This window comes from Paraburkholderia translucens, assembly GCF_020881035.1.
GTDB lineage: Bacteria > Pseudomonadota > Gammaproteobacteria > Burkholderiales > Burkholderiaceae > Paraburkholderia > Paraburkholderia translucens.
This window is the reverse complement of record NZ_JAJITC010000011.1, coordinates 152,956-166,316: the sequence shown is the minus strand read 5'-3', so window position 1 is coordinate 166,316 and position 13,361 is coordinate 152,956. Positions and strand designations below refer to the sequence as shown.

Genomic DNA, 13,361 nt, shown 5'->3' with positions numbered 1-13,361 from the left:
CGTCAAACGGTTATTTTATAATGGTCACGTTGACCTTTTCGATTTCTCTCTTTCCGGCGGATCCTCCGTGAAGTTTTTCACCGATTACACAAACCTTGTACTGATCGCAATCGTCCTTATCTCCGGTGGGTTGCTGCTGTGGCCGACCATCAGCCGGCGTGGACGTGGCGGCCTGTCCGCCGCTGAGGCCACCCAACTGATCAACCGGCGCAACGCGGTGGTCGTCGATCTGCGGCCGTCCGCCGATTACGCCAAGGGGCACCTGCCCTCGGCACGGCATTTCGAACTTGGGGAGTTGCAGGCGAAGGTCGCGCAACTCGCGAAGAACAAGAGCAACCCGGTGCTGCTGGTGTGTCAAACCGGCCAGCAGTCGAACAAGGCCGCGCGTATCGTGCAGGAAGCGGGATACGCGGAAGTCCATGTTCTCGAGGGCGGCGTCGACGCCTGGCAGAAGGCCGGTATGCCGGTCGTGAAACAAGGAGCAGCCAAGTGAATAAAGTGATCATGTACAGCACCCAGGTGTGCCCGTATTGCCAGATGGCCGAACGTCTTTTAAAGTCGCGCGGCGTCGAGCACGTCGAGAAAGTACTGATCGACAAGGACCCAGCCCGCCGTGAGGAGATGATGACCCGGACCGGTCGTCGCACGGTGCCGCAAGTGTTCATCGGCGAGACGCATGTCGGCGGCTATGATGACCTGTCCGCGCTCGATCGCGCGGGCGGTCTGACGCCGCTGCTCCAAGCAGCCTGAGTTCGCGCGTTTCGCGCCGCGCGAGCGGGCGGACCTCTCGACGAGCCGGCGCGTGCGCGTTCCTCGTGGAGTGCGCGAGCCGGCGCAACAATCCGGCGGCCCATGCGTGCATCGGCCGCCACCACGCATACCTATCAGGGAATCACCATCATGTCCGACGAGAATAACCAGCCGTTCTTCAACATCCAGCGCATCTATCTGAAGGACATGTCGCTCGAGCAGCCGAATTCACCGGCCATCTTCCTCGAGCAGGAAATGCCGTCGGTCGAAGTCGAAGTCGACGTGAAGGCCGAGCGCCTCGCCGAATCCGTGTTCGAAATTCTCGTGACGGGTACTGTTACGGCCAAGGTGTCGGACAAGGTTGCATTCCTCATCGAAGCAAAGCAGGCCGGAATTTTTGACATCCGTAACATTCCGGCCGAGCAGATCGATCCGCTCGTCGGCATCGCCTGCCCGACCATCCTGTTCCCGTACCTGCGCTCGAACATCGCCGACGCGATCACCCGCGCCGGCTTCCCGCCGATCCATCTCGCCGAGATCAATTTCCAGGCGCTCTACGAGCAGCGTCTCGCGCAAATGACCGCGGCCCAGCAGGACGGCGCCGCGCAAACCGGTGTCAAGCACTAAGTGCCGCAAGGAGTGCCGGCTATGAAGGTTGCCGTTCTCGGCGCCGGCGCATGGGGCACCGCTCTCGCCGGCCATCTGGCCTTAAGGCACGACACGGTGTTGTGGGCGCGCGAGTCCGCGCTCATCGCCGAGCTTTCCATTTCGCATGAAAACGCCCGCTATCTGGCGGGCATCGCGCTGCCGCCCGCGCTTCGCTACGAGGCGGATCTCGGCGCGGCGCTCGATCACGCGCTCGCCGACGACGCGCTGTGCGTGATCGCGACTCCCGTGGCCGGGCTGCGCGGTCTGTTGCGCGCGATGCGCGATGCGGGCAAAGTGCCCGCGCATATCGTGTGGCTGTGCAAGGGGTTCGAAGCCGATTCGCAGCTGTTGCCGCATCAGGCGGTCGGGGCGGAATTGCCCGAACATGCGAGCAACGGCGTGCTGTCCGGGCCGAGCTTCGCGCGCGAAGTCGCGCAGGGGCTGCCGGTTGCGTTGACGATCGCGAGCGCGTCGGCGGCCTGCCGCGAACGCACGGTCGCGGCGTTCCATCATGGCGCGATGCGCATCTATACCGGCGACGACGTCGTCGGCGTCGAAGTGGGCGGCGCGGTGAAGAACGTGCTGGCCATCGCCACGGGCATCGCCGATGGCCTCGGCCTCGGCCTCAACGCACGCGCGGCGCTGGTTACGCGCGGGCTCGCCGAAATGTCGCGCCTCGGCGTGACGCTTGGTGGTCGCGCGGAAACCTTTACCGGGCTGACCGGTCTCGGCGATCTGATCCTGACCGCAACTGGCGATCTGTCGCGCAACCGCACCGTGGGACTGCAACTCGCGACGGGCCGCACGCTCGACGACATCCTCGGCGGGCTCGGTCACGTGGCCGAAGGCGTGCGTTGTGCGCAGGCGGTACTCTCGATCGCACGCGCTCACGCGATCGAAATGCCGATCACGCAAGCGGTCTGCGCAGTCCTGTTCGACGGCGTCGCGCCGCGCGATGCAGTCAGTGCGCTACTGCGACGCGACTCGAAGGCCGAATAAAGCCTTTTCCCTCAGCCGTTTAGCGCCAATTCGCGTTGAACGGCTGCCTCGCCTGGCTGTCCACCTCGTTATCGAGGCTCGGATCAGCGGGGTACTCATGCCCATCCAGTGTGGCGCGGTGGCGCGCATGGCGAAGCCGACCTGCTCGCTTCGTGCTATCAGCGCTCGCTCGAAGTCGCGCACGATACGCGTTGCACGAGCATTGTCTTTCCAGCGATAAGCTGCGGCATCTACCGCTTCCCTGCCGATGCAGCGGTGTGCATCGCGGTCGCAACCGTGCTCGAAACGTTGCCGCGCACACCGGGCGTGAAGCATGTGACGTTCGCGTGTTTCGACGACGCGATGCTCGCGCGTTACGAGGCCGAACTCGAACGCCGTCAGGCGCCGCCTTCGAACCCGGCCTGACGCCACGCTTCGAACACCACGACCGCCACCGTGTTCGACAGATTGAGGCTGCGGTTGCCGGGACGCATCGGCAGGCGCACACGCTGTTCATTTGGAAAACGCTCGAGCACCGCGCCGGGCAGGCCGCGCGTTTCGGCACCGAACACGAACCAGTCGCCGGGGTGAAACGCATGGTCGTGAAAACGACCCGAGCCGCGCGTCGTGAACGCGAACATGCGCGATGGGTCGGGTGTTTCCTTTGCGATGAACGCGTCCCAATCGGCATGCACATTCATTTCCGCGTACTCGTGATAGTCGAGGCCCGCGCGCCGCATCCTGGCGTCGTCGAGTGGAAAGCCGAGCGGCTCGATCAGGTGCAGCCGGGCGCCGGTGTTCGCGCACAGGCGAATCACGTTGCCGGTGTTCGGCGGAATTTCGGGTTCGACGAGAACGACGTTGAACATAATGAGACCACATAAAAGCTAGTTTTTCGGAGTGCGCAGCGCGACGAAGTTCGTGACCCGCCGCGCGCCGGCGGCCTTCAGCGTCTGCGCTAGCGCTTCGAGCGTCGCGCCGCTCGTCATCACATCGTCGACGAGGCCGACGTGCAGGCCGCGCACCGTGCGCGTGACGCGAAACGCGCGGCTGACGTTCTGCCGGCGCGCATCGAGATGGAGGCGCGATTGCGGCGCGGTGTCGAGCGTTCGTTCGAGCAGCGTCGCGTCGCTGCGCACGCCGAGCGCACGAGCGAGCGGCCGCGCGATCTGCCAGGCCTGGTTGTAGCCGCGCTCGACGAGGCGGCGCCCGGCGAGCGGCACTGGCGCGATCACGTCGGGCCGCTCCGCCGCGTCGTGCCAGTTGTCCTCTGCGAGCCGTGCGAGTCGTTGCGCGAAGTCGCGCGCGAGCATCAGCCGCGCGCGAAATTTGAGGCCGACTGCGAGCGTATCGAGCGGCGCGCGATAGTCGGCGAGCGCGAAGCTCGCGTCGAACGACGGCGGCTCGGAAACGCAATCCGCGCAGCGATACAGCGCACCCGCGATCCAGCGTGAGGCCGGCAACGGCTCCGCGCAGACGGTACAGCGCAGGCGGTGCTCATTCCAGTAGGCCGCATCGCAACCATCGCACAAGGTCTTATGCGACAAATTGCCGCATAACGCGCACAGGTTCGGCAGCGCGGCGTTCAAGGCACGCTGCCATGCCGGATGCAGACCTCGCGCAAAGCGCGCGACCTGATTGCGACAGGACGAAGAAAATGACTGGAATCGCACGGGTGGGCGTGGGTAAAGGCCGTTCACGCTGAATGGCGGGGAGCGAACGAGTATACTTCGAGCTCACGCCAGCACGACACACATGTCCCCAACATCCGCTCAATCTGGCCGTCCGGCCTACGATTCACGGCGCCTCAGGCGCATTTTCGACCGTCGCGCCGCCACCTTCGACGAGGTTGCGTTCCTGCCGCGCGAGATCGCGCAGCGCATGCGCGAGCGTCTCGATTACATCAAGGTGGCACCCTCGAGCGTGCTCGACGCGGGTTGCGGCGCGGGCGAGGACGTCCCCGCATTGCGCGAGCGCTTTCCCGAAGCACCCGTGTTCGGCACCGACCTGTCGCACGGCATGCTCTCGCGTGCGCTGCGTCACGACGCCGGCGACACCAGTTGGCGGCGCTTTCTTCCTGCCTCGCTCGGCAAGGCGCTCGGCACACGCGGCCCGCGCTTCGCTCAGGCCGATTTCTCCGCGCTGCCGTTCGCGGCCGGCGCATTCGAATTCATCTGGTCCAACCTCGCGCTGCACTGGCACTCGCGCCCCGACCTCGTCTTTCCCGAATGGCAGCGCGTGCTGAAGGTCAACGGCCTGTTGATGTTCAGCACGCTCGGCCCCGATACCCTGAAGGAACTGCGCGGTGCCTACGCCGAGATCGAGGCCGCGCACGGCGTCGCGTCGCGCAAGCACGTGATCGACTTCGTCGACATGCACGATCTCGGCGACATGCTCGTCGAGGCGGGCTTCGAGATTCCGGTGATGGACCAGGAGACGCTCACGATTACCTACAAGTCGCCCGAGTCGCTGCTTGCGGACGTGCGCCGCTGGGGCGCGTATCCGTTCGAGCGCGACGCGCGCGACGGCGCGTTCGAACGCCGGTTGCACAAGGCCCTGCTTGCCGCGCTCGAAGCGCGTCGGCGCGCCGACGGCACGATCGCGCTGACCTTCGAGGTGATCTACGGACACGCGTGGAAGGCCGTGCCGCGCACCACGGCCGAAGGACATGGCATCGTGCGGCTCGAGGACATCGGGCGGGGTCGGGCGAAGCGTGGGTAGCAGATTGCGGCGGTGTCATCGGCTGCCTGTCGGGGGAACGATTGACGTGTTGCTGATGCGGTAAAGAGGACATCTGCCGTGCCTGGGATTTGCCCTCCAAAGGAGCCTCAAAACGCCCGGCAAAATGGCGCGAAGGCTTGTCGCATATGGCTTGCGGGCCGATCGGCGCTTGCTTGTCGATGCTATGGATCGCGCCTATAATGCGTCAGTTTGTCGCCCGAGTTTCCCTATCTGACATGGAAAACCCGAGGCGCAGGGCTGCAATATGAAGTGATGCGGTGGGAGTTGGCGCGGTCGCGAATGGTGCTGAAGGCAGGGGCACGAGCGACGGCCTCGAGATGCATCCGGAAGTAAAAGAAGGCAGGCCGGACGCGACGAATCGCAGGAGGCAGCGATGGGCGCATCAGATCATCTGCTGGCGGATTCAGAGCCGGTCCTCAGGGACTGGATCATGAAGCGCAACTGTGCGATATCGCCGCGGCAGTTCGTCTGCCTTTACGTGTCGCTTGCGTTGTTCCCGTTGGCAATTGCTTTCACGCTGGTTCTGGTCGGCGCCTGGCTGGTCTTGCCGTTCACCGGAATCGAGTTGCTGGCGGTAGGTATCGCGTTTGCAATTTATGCGCGTCATGCTGTCGATTACGAGCGCATCCGGTTGTTTCCGAACCGGCTCGTGATCGAGCAGGTCAGCGCCGAGCAGATTACACAGTTCGAATTCAATCCGCGCTGGGTGCGGATAGAGCCGGGTGCAACGCCGCGCGATCAGATCAAGCTGGTCTCGCGCGGGCAGACGATCATGATCGGGCAACATCTCGCGCAGAATCGGCGCGCGCAGTTCGCAGGCGAACTGCGTTTGTGGCTGGCACGTTGCTAGATGGTGCCGGACACGCGGCGTTCAAGGGGGCGCGCACGTTGCCAGCGGGGTCGAGGGGTTTGAATGGAAAATTTGGGTAAGGATGCTATGAAAACAATCAAGCGAGCGCTCATGAGCGTGCTGGCGACGAGCGGACTGCTTTTCGCCGGCGCCGCCCTGGCAGTGGGCGATGCTCCGGGCGGCCCTGCCGTCAACGCGATCAACCTTCAGCCGCCTGTAACGAAAATCGCCGAGGAGCTGTTCAACCTCCACATGTTCATGCTGGGCCTGTGCGCCGTGATCTTCGTCGGTGTGTTCGGTGTGATGTTCTATTCGATCTTCGCGCACCGCAGATCGAAGGGCCACAAGGCAGCCAATTTCCACGAAAGCACCACCGTCGAAATCATCTGGACGATCGTACCGTTCATCATCGTCGTGCTGATGGCGCTGCCCGCCACCAAGGCCGTCGTCGCGATGAAGGACACCTCGAACGCCGACCTCACGATCAAAGTCACCGGCTACCAGTGGAAGTGGGGCTACGACTACGTGAAGGGCCCGGGCGAGGGCATCGGCTTCCTGTCCACGCTCTCCACGCCGCGCGCGCAAACCGAAGGCCGCGAGCCGATCTCCACGCTCTATCTGCAGGAAGTCGACAACCCGCTCGTGGTGCCGGTCGACAAGAAAATCCGCATCATCACCACCGCGAACGACGTGGTCCACTCCTGGTACGTGCCGGCTTTCGGCGTGAAGCAGGACGCGATTCCGGGCTTCGTGCGCGACACGTGGTTCAAGGCTAACCGCACGGGCACGTTCCGCGGCTTCTGCACCGAACTGTGCGGCAAGGAACACGCGTTCATGCCGGTGGTCGTCGAGGTGCTGTCGACCGACGACTACGCGAAGTGGGTCGACGAGCAGAAGAAGAAAATGGCCGCCGGCCAGGACGATCCGAACAAGACCTACACGATGGCCGAGCTGATGGAGCGCGGCGGCAAAGTCTACGCGGCGAACTGCGCGGTCTGCCACCAGCCGACCGGCAAGGGCGCAGGCGCATTCCCGGCGCTCGACGGCAGCAAGATCGCCAATGGCCCGCTCGCGGGGCACGTGAGCCTCGTGCTGAAGGGCAAGAACGCGATGCCTTCGTGGGCGCCGACGCTGAACGACGTCGAGATTGCATCGGTGATTACGTACGAACGTAACTCGTGGGGCAACCACACGGGCGACATCCTCCAGCCGCGGCAGGTCGCTGACGCACGCAACGGCAAGCTGCCGGAAGGCGGCGATCATCTGGCCAACGCGGGTGCCGCGGCAAGCGGCGCCGCTGCGGGATCGGATGCGCAAGCGGCTGCCGCGCCGGCTGCGACCGACAACGCCGCGGCCACGCTGCCGGCGAGCATCTATTTCGATACCGGCAAGAGCACGCTGCCGGCCGACGCGAAAACGGCGGTCGACGCGGCCGCCGCCTACGCGAAGGCTCATCCGGATGCGAAATTCACGCTGTCGGGCTACACCGACGCAACCGGCTCCGCCGAGCTCAACGCGCAGCTCGCGAAGAGTCGTGCCGAAGCCGTGCGCGACGCGCTGAAAGCAGCCGGCATTGCCGAAGACCACATCATTTTGAAGAAGCCGGAAACGATCACCGGCGGCACGGACGCGAAGGAAGCCCGCCGCGTTCAGATCAGCCCGGCAGCCTGACGTGTTCAGGGTCAGCACCGCAGAATTCGCTCTAGGAGATTGTCATGTCTAGCATCGGACACGATGTAGTCGCGGGCCACGAACACGTGCACGGCGACCATGCCCACGCAACACCACATGGCTGGCGTCGCTGGCTGTTCGCGACCAACCACAAGGACATCGGTACGCTGTACCTGATCTTCTCGTTCACCATGTTCCTGTCCGGGGGCGTGATGGCGCTGATGATCCGTGCCGAACTGTTCGAGCCAGGTCTGCAGATCATGCGTCCGGAGTTCTTCAATCAGTTGACCACCATGCACGGGCTGATCATGGTGTTCGGCGCGATCATGCCGGCGTTCGTCGGCTTCGCGAACTGGATGGTGCCGCTGCAGATCGGCGCATCGGACATGGCTTTCGCGCGAATGAACAACTTCAGCTTCTGGCTGCTGCCGGTCGCGGCGGTGCTGCTGGTCGGTTCGTTCTTCTCGCCGGGCGGCGCGACCGCCGCGGGCTGGACGCTCTATGCGCCGCTCTCGACGCAGATGGGCCCCGGCATGGACTTCGCGATTTTCGCGGTCCACCTGATGGGTGCGTCATCGATCATGGGCGGTATCAACATCGTCGTGACGATCCTGAACATGCGCGCACCCGGCCTCACGCTGATGAAGATGCCGATGTTCGTGTGGACCTGGCTGATCACCGCATACCTGCTGATCGCCGTGATGCCGGTTCTCGCGGGCGCGATCACGATGGTGCTGTTCGATCGTCACTTCGGCACGTCGTTCTTCAACGCGGCGGGCGGCGGCGACCCAGTCATGTACCAGCACATCTTCTGGTTCTTCGGGCACCCCGAGGTGTACATCATGATCTTGCCGGCGTTCGGGATCGTCTCGCAGGTGATACCGGCGTTCTCGCGCAAGCCGCTGTTCGGCTATAGCTCGATGGTGTATGCAACGGCATCGATCGCGATCCTGTCGTTCATGGTCTGGGCGCACCACATGTTCGTGACCGGCATGCCGGTCACGGGCCAATTGTTCTTCATGTACGCGACGATGCTGATCGCGGTGCCGACGGGCGTGAAGGTGTTCAACTGGGTCGCGACCATGTGGCGCGGTTCGCTGTCCTTCGAAACGCCCATGCTGTTCGCGGTCGGCTTCCTGATCGTGTTCACGTTCGGTGGCCTCTCGGGTCTGATGCTCGCCATGGCGCCGCTCGACATCCAGTATCACGGAACCTATTTCGTGGTCGCGCACTTCCACTACGTTCTGGTGGCGGGGTCGCTGTTCGCGCTGTTCGCCGGGTGGTACTACTGGGCACCGAAGTGGACCGGCTGGATGTACAACGAAACGCGCGGCAAGATCCACTTCTGGGCGTCGATGTTCTTCTTCAACCTCGCGTTCCTGCCGATGCACTTCGTCGGTCTCGCGGGTATGCCGCGTCGCTATGCGGACTACCCGGCGCAGTTCACCGACTGGAACCAGGTGATCTCGATCGGCGCATTCGGCTTCGGTCTGTCGCAGGTCTACTTCCTGTTCGCGGTGGCCTTGCCGGCTTATCGCGGCGGCGGTGAACTCGTCGAAGCGGGCGACAAGCCGTGGGACGGCGCAATGGGCCTCGAGTGGACCGTGCCGAGCCCGGCTCCGTTCCATACGTTCGAGCATCCGCCGACCGTCGAGTAAGCCTCTCCCGACGAGGCGCCGGGTTCCGACGGCAGGAGATACCGCACCTGGAACCGGGCGCTTCGCGAGGCGACTGTCCCGAGGCGGCCTCGCCAGTCAAGAACAGTATTCAGAAAGTCGAGCATGACGCGCAATCCACAGGAAAGACGTACGCCAGAGCAGATTCGCGCGGGTAACCGGCGGATAGGGTTGGTGATGTTCGCGATTGCCGCGGTGTTTTTCGCGAGCGTCATTCTGAAGCAGTGCTGGTTCAGCTAACGCCGCCTTCGCAGTCTGTTTGCAGGTTTGTTAAGGATTCGGATGTCGACGCAACCGCCGGCCGGGGCCGACCGCTCTTTCAACCGTTCGATGCTGATCAAGCTGTGCGTCGTCGCTTTGATGATGTTCGGTTTCGGTTTCGCGCTGGTGCCGATGTATCGCGCCATCTGCCAGATCACCGGCGTCAACAATCTCGTGCAGCGCGACGTATCAGCGCGCGAGGCGAGGAATACGCAGGTCGACATGAACCGCACGATTTCGATCGAATTCGATGCGAACGCGCGCGGACTGTTGGGTTTCAAGCCGGAGCAGCGCAGTCTCGACGTGCATCCGGGCGAAGTGACGACGGTCATGTACGACGTCAGCAACGAGCGGTCGCGCCCGATCCGTGCGCAGGCCATTCCGAGCTACGCGCCGAAGCAGGCCACCGAGTACTTCAGGAAGATCGAGTGTTTCTGCTTCACGCAGCAGACGTTGAACGCGAACGAGACGAAGCGGATGCCGGTGGTGTTCGTGGTCGACCCGAAGTTGCCCAAGGACGTGAAGACGATCACGCTGTCGTACACTTTTTTCGAGTTGAACACGCCGGCGGCGGCGAGTGCGGATGACACGGGATCGAAGGCCAATGCAACGGCCAACGCGGCGGCGACTCCGGCGAAGCCGGCCTGAGGCGGGTTTGACGGCGCGAGCCGCGAACGACAGAGGAAGACGAAGCGAAATGAACGAGAACGGCGGCAGTCCGCGCAAGAGCAGTTTCGGTCAGTCGATGCGTGCGGTGTTCTGGTCGTTTTTCGGCGTGCGCAAGCGCCGCGATCTCGAAGCAGACGCCACGCAGCTCAACCCGCTGCATGTGATCGTGGCGGCGCTGATCGGCGCGGCGGTCCTGATCGGGGTGCTGATTCTGGTGGTGCGCCTCGTGGTAGGTTAGGGCAGTAGCGGGGCATGGCGGCAGGGCGGAGCCCACGAATTAGAGAGAAGCGGTGCGGTATCGACGCGTCGCCGAAGATACAGCCGGAGATTCCGGAACAACTGGACTGAAGTGGAGAATCAAGAATGAGCGGTCAAAACGAGAGCCCGTACTACTTCGTACCGCATCCGTCGCGGCATCCGATCAGCGCCGCTACCGGGTTGCTGGTCATGCTCGGATCGCTTGCGGCCTGGATCAACGACCACACGTGGGCGCCGCTCGGCGTGCTCGTCGGTCTGCTGTGGCTGCTCTTTACGCTGTGGCACTGGTTCGGCGACGCGATCGCCGAGTCGGAAGGCGGCATGTACGGCAAGAACGTCGACCGCTCGTACCGCTGGAGCATGAGCTGGTTCATCTTCTCCGAAGTGATGTTCTTCGGCGCATTCTTCGGCGCGCTGTTCTATGCGCGCGAAATCGCGATGCATCAGCTCGGCAGCCTCGACTACAAGCTGATCTGGCCGGACTTCACGGCGGTGTGGCCGAACAACGGCCCGGCCGAGCTGGTGGGCGTCTACAAGTCGATGCAGCCGTGGCCGGTGCCGACCATCAACACGGCGCTGCTGCTGTCGTCGGGCGCGACGCTGACGGTGTCGCACCACGCGCTGCGCGACAACCATCGCAGAAAGGCGATCGGGTGGCTCGCGGCGACGCTCGTGCTGGGGGTGTCCTTCCTGTTCCTGCAGGGCTTCGAGTACTTCCACGCGTACAAGGAGCTGAACCTGACGCTCGCTTCTGGCATCTACGGTTCGACGTTCTTTCTGCTGACCGGCTTCCACGGCTTTCACGTGTTCCTCGGCGGCACGATGCTCGCCGTCGTGATGGTGCGTCTGATCCGCGGCCACTTCACGCCGGAACATCACTTCGCGTTCGAAGGCGCGGCCTGGTACTGGCACTTCGTCGACGTCGTCTGGCTCGGTCTGTACGTCGTCGTGTACTGGCTGTAAAGCGCACGAGCAGCATGCAAGGCTGAATGCAGCGCCGCCCTCGACCTATCGGGGCGGCGTTTTATTTGGCGATGAGGAAAATTTGCCGCTGACGGTATCCGCCGGCGACTCATGCGCGAGCGTCAGCGCCCGTACGGAATCCCGGTCGACTGAATCCAGCCCATCCAGTACGCGAACAGGATGAACAGGAACAGGGAGATCGACAGGCCCACTCGCGTGGCGAGCGACCAGACCATCCGCTTGGTCTTGCCTTTGTCGTGCATCATGAAATACAGCGCCGACACCATGCTGGCGATGATCAGAGCAAAGGCGATGGGAACGATAATGTGCATGGAACCAACTGAAACCGGAATGCGCCGCGGCAACATGTTCATTATCGCACCGCGCGCGAGCGTCTGCCGTATGGTCTGGGGAACCCTGAACGCGATGCCGGAGCCCCTGCAATGAAGATTCGCCTGATTCCCGCGCTGCTGATCCTGCTGGTCGTCGTCGTGACGGTGCGGCTTGGTTTCTGGCAGCGCGATCGCGCGCATCAGAAGGAAGCTCTCGAGGCGCGCATGACCCAGTTCGAGAACGCGCCCGCGCTGCCGGTCAGCGCGGCGCCGCTCCCGCTGAAAGACGTCGAGTTTCATCGTGTGAAGGCGCGCGGGAGTTTCGTCGCGGACAAGGTGGTGTACCTCGACAATCGTCCATATAACGATCGGCCGGGCTTTTACGTCGTCATGCCCTTTAAACTCGCCGGCGGCGGGTACGTGCTCGTCAATCGCGGCTGGCTGCCGCGTAACCTGAGCAGTCGCGAGACCATCGCGCCGTACACGACGCCGTCGGGCGAGGTCGAAATCGAAGGGATTGCGCGCGCCGACGCGACGCGCGCGTTCGAGCTCGGAGAGGGTGGCTCGGCCCCGCATCGGCTGATCCGGCAGAATCTCGATGTCGCCGCGTACGCCGCCGAGACCGGGCTGCCGCTGCAGACGTTCGTAATCCAGCAAACCGGCGCCGCCGGCGACGGCCTGGTGCGCGACTGGCCCGCGCCGACCACAGGTGTCGAGCGCAACTACGGCTACATGCTGCAATGGTGGGGCATGGCCGCTGCCGCGCTCGGGTTCGGTCTGTATGCGGCACGCCGCGCGGGCAAAAGAGAACACGCGCCGGGCGCGTGAGGAAGCGAAGGCGCGGCGCGCCGCCGCCGAAACATTGATAGAGGTTCCGTAGTGTCGAATCAAACTCCCCGTTCGCCCGAAGTTGCCAAACCCACCGGTAAAGCCGCAGCGGCCAAAGCAATTCCCGGCCAGCCGAACGGCCCGGGCTCGTGGCGCCGCGGCCGCTGGGTGCTGCTGCTGCTCGCGGTGATCTGCGCAGCGCCGATCGCGATCTCGTACTTCATGTACTACGTCGTGAAACCGACCGGAGGCAGCACGAACTACGGCGCGCTGATCGAGCCGCAGCGGCCCATCCCCGGCTCGCTCGTGGTCACCGGCGCGGACGGCAAGCCGCTGAAGCTCGACTCGCTGCGCGGACGCTGGCTGATGATCTCGGTCGATAGCAGCGCGTGCGACAAAGCCTGCGCGACGAAGCTCTACTTCATGCGGCAAATCCGCGCAGCTCAGGGCCCGGAACGCGAGCGCGTCGTGGAAGTGTGGCTGCGCACCGATGCAGGCAAGGTCGCCGATGTGATAAAAACTGCCTACCCCAACACCGACATGCTGATCGCCGATCCGCAGCAGGTCGCCGCCTGGCTGCCGGCCGACACCGGCACGCAGATCACCGACCACATCTACCTGGTCGATCCGAACGGCAATCTGATGATGCGTTTCCCGAAAGACGCGGATCCGAGCAAGATCAAGGGCGACGTGACCAAGCTGCTCAAGTGGTCGACCATCGGCTGACGCCGCAAC

The 13,361-nt window shown here is 63.9% G+C and carries 17 protein-coding genes and 1 pseudogene; 15 read left to right on the top strand and 3 right to left on the bottom strand.

What is annotated here, in order from left to right:
* The first annotated feature begins 67 nt into the window (after positions 1-67).
* The 5 genes and pseudogenes from LJ655_RS20785 to LJ655_RS20765 all read left to right on the top strand — a co-directional run.
* Positions 68-493: a rhodanese-like domain-containing protein gene (locus LJ655_RS20785; RefSeq protein WP_230563099.1), complete on the top strand. Its 426-nt coding sequence runs from the start codon at positions 68-70 to the stop codon at positions 491-493.
* Entirely contained in the window at positions 490-750 is a 261-nt protein-coding gene (gene grxC, locus LJ655_RS20780) for a glutaredoxin 3 (protein WP_230563098.1), read from the top strand. The genes LJ655_RS20785 and grxC overlap by 4 nt, the downstream gene beginning before the upstream one ends.
* 150 nt (positions 751-900) lie before the next feature.
* Positions 901-1,377, top strand: a complete 477-nt coding sequence (gene secB, locus LJ655_RS20775) for a protein-export chaperone SecB (RefSeq protein WP_230563097.1) — start codon at positions 901-903, stop codon at positions 1,375-1,377.
* A gap of 21 nt (positions 1,378-1,398) precedes the next feature.
* On the top strand, positions 1,399-2,397 hold the full coding sequence (locus LJ655_RS20770) for an NAD(P)H-dependent glycerol-3-phosphate dehydrogenase (RefSeq protein WP_230563096.1): 999 nt from the start codon (positions 1,399-1,401) through the stop codon (positions 2,395-2,397).
* A gap of 105 nt (positions 2,398-2,502) precedes the next feature.
* Positions 2,503-2,802: pseudogene (locus tag LJ655_RS20765) on the top strand (macro domain-containing protein); the annotation flags it as partial.
* Here LJ655_RS20765 and trmL read toward each other — a convergent pair.
* A complete protein-coding gene (gene trmL / locus LJ655_RS20760) occupies positions 2,775-3,245 on the bottom strand; it encodes a tRNA (uridine(34)/cytosine(34)/5-carboxymethylaminomethyluridine(34)-2'-O)-methyltransferase TrmL (RefSeq protein ID WP_230563095.1) in 471 nt (156 codons plus the stop codon). The pseudogene LJ655_RS20765 and the gene trmL overlap by 28 nt on opposite strands.
* Before the next feature lie 18 nt (positions 3,246-3,263).
* Positions 3,264-3,965, bottom strand: a complete 702-nt coding sequence (locus tag LJ655_RS20755; RefSeq protein WP_268991603.1) for a phosphoribosyltransferase family protein — start codon at positions 3,963-3,965, stop codon at positions 3,264-3,266.
* 166 nt (positions 3,966-4,131) lie between these two features.
* On the opposite strand from LJ655_RS20755, the gene LJ655_RS20750 reads away from it, so the two are divergent.
* From LJ655_RS20750 to LJ655_RS20715, 8 genes are all read left to right on the top strand, one after another.
* Positions 4,132-5,097: a methyltransferase domain-containing protein gene (locus LJ655_RS20750; RefSeq protein ID WP_230563093.1), complete on the top strand. Its 966-nt coding sequence runs from the start codon at positions 4,132-4,134 to the stop codon at positions 5,095-5,097.
* A 394-nt stretch (positions 5,098-5,491) separates the two neighbouring features.
* A complete protein-coding gene (locus LJ655_RS20745) occupies positions 5,492-5,968 on the top strand; it encodes a DUF2244 domain-containing protein (protein WP_230563092.1) in 477 nt (158 codons plus the stop codon).
* Between the two features lie 63 nt (positions 5,969-6,031).
* Positions 6,032-7,639 (top strand): cytochrome c oxidase subunit II, encoded by a 1,608-nt coding sequence (coxB, locus tag LJ655_RS20740; protein ID WP_230563091.1) that lies wholly within the window; start codon positions 6,032-6,034, stop codon positions 7,637-7,639.
* 44 nt (positions 7,640-7,683) lie between these two features.
* The gene (ctaD, locus tag LJ655_RS20735) at positions 7,684-9,297 is read left to right on the top strand and encodes a cytochrome c oxidase subunit I (protein WP_230563090.1); all 1,614 of its coding nucleotides are present in this window, start codon (positions 7,684-7,686) and stop codon (positions 9,295-9,297) included.
* Between the two features lie 123 nt (positions 9,298-9,420).
* A complete protein-coding gene (locus LJ655_RS20730; RefSeq protein ID WP_217710909.1) occupies positions 9,421-9,555 on the top strand; it encodes a cytochrome oxidase small assembly protein in 135 nt (44 codons plus the stop codon).
* Positions 9,556-9,597: 42 nt separating this feature from the next.
* The gene (locus LJ655_RS20725) at positions 9,598-10,224 is read left to right on the top strand and encodes a cytochrome c oxidase assembly protein (RefSeq protein WP_230563089.1); all 627 of its coding nucleotides are present in this window, start codon (positions 9,598-9,600) and stop codon (positions 10,222-10,224) included.
* Positions 10,225-10,273: 49 nt separating this feature from the next.
* Positions 10,274-10,483, top strand: coding sequence for a DUF2970 domain-containing protein (locus LJ655_RS20720; RefSeq protein WP_230563088.1), 210 nt, complete (start codon positions 10,274-10,276; stop codon positions 10,481-10,483).
* A gap of 125 nt (positions 10,484-10,608) precedes the next feature.
* Complete coding sequence (locus LJ655_RS20715; RefSeq protein WP_230563087.1) at positions 10,609-11,466, top strand: cytochrome c oxidase subunit 3; 858 nt, start codon at positions 10,609-10,611, stop codon at positions 11,464-11,466.
* Between the two features lie 122 nt (positions 11,467-11,588).
* On the opposite strand, the gene LJ655_RS20710 is transcribed toward LJ655_RS20715, so the two are convergent.
* Entirely contained in the window at positions 11,589-11,798 is a 210-nt protein-coding gene (locus LJ655_RS20710) for a twin transmembrane helix small protein (protein ID WP_018434718.1), read from the bottom strand.
* A gap of 111 nt (positions 11,799-11,909) precedes the next feature.
* Between LJ655_RS20710 and LJ655_RS20705 the strand changes: the two genes are divergently transcribed.
* Both LJ655_RS20705 and LJ655_RS20700 read left to right on the top strand, forming a co-directional pair.
* Positions 11,910-12,626 (top strand): SURF1 family protein, encoded by a 717-nt coding sequence (locus LJ655_RS20705; RefSeq protein ID WP_230563086.1) that lies wholly within the window; start codon positions 11,910-11,912, stop codon positions 12,624-12,626.
* A gap of 51 nt (positions 12,627-12,677) precedes the next feature.
* Positions 12,678-13,352, top strand: a complete 675-nt coding sequence (locus LJ655_RS20700; RefSeq protein WP_230563085.1) for an SCO family protein — start codon at positions 12,678-12,680, stop codon at positions 13,350-13,352.
* Positions 13,353-13,361 lie beyond the last annotated feature (9 nt).

Coding starts and splice junctions, on each gene's coding strand:
- secB (WP_230563097.1), top strand. CDS start 901: ATGTCCGACGAGAATAACCAGCCGTTCTTCAACATCCAGCGCATCTAT.
- LJ655_RS20770 (WP_230563096.1), top strand. CDS start 1,399: ATGAAGGTTGCCGTTCTCGGCGCCGGCGCATGGGGCACCGCTCTCGCC.
- trmL (WP_230563095.1), bottom strand. CDS start 3,245: ATGTTCAACGTCGTTCTCGTCGAACCCGAAATTCCGCCGAACACCGGC.
- LJ655_RS20750 (WP_230563093.1), top strand. CDS start 4,132: ATGTCCCCAACATCCGCTCAATCTGGCCGTCCGGCCTACGATTCACGG.
- LJ655_RS20745 (WP_230563092.1), top strand. CDS start 5,492: ATGGGCGCATCAGATCATCTGCTGGCGGATTCAGAGCCGGTCCTCAGG.
- coxB (WP_230563091.1), top strand. CDS start 6,032: ATGGAAAATTTGGGTAAGGATGCTATGAAAACAATCAAGCGAGCGCTC.
- ctaD (WP_230563090.1), top strand. CDS start 7,684: ATGTCTAGCATCGGACACGATGTAGTCGCGGGCCACGAACACGTGCAC.
- LJ655_RS20730 (WP_217710909.1), top strand. CDS start 9,421: ATGACGCGCAATCCACAGGAAAGACGTACGCCAGAGCAGATTCGCGCG.
- LJ655_RS20725 (WP_230563089.1), top strand. CDS start 9,598: ATGTCGACGCAACCGCCGGCCGGGGCCGACCGCTCTTTCAACCGTTCG.
- LJ655_RS20720 (WP_230563088.1), top strand. CDS start 10,274: ATGAACGAGAACGGCGGCAGTCCGCGCAAGAGCAGTTTCGGTCAGTCG.
- LJ655_RS20715 (WP_230563087.1), top strand. CDS start 10,609: ATGAGCGGTCAAAACGAGAGCCCGTACTACTTCGTACCGCATCCGTCG.
- LJ655_RS20710 (WP_018434718.1), bottom strand. CDS start 11,798: ATGCACATTATCGTTCCCATCGCCTTTGCTCTGATCATCGCCAGCATG.
- LJ655_RS20705 (WP_230563086.1), top strand. CDS start 11,910: ATGAAGATTCGCCTGATTCCCGCGCTGCTGATCCTGCTGGTCGTCGTC.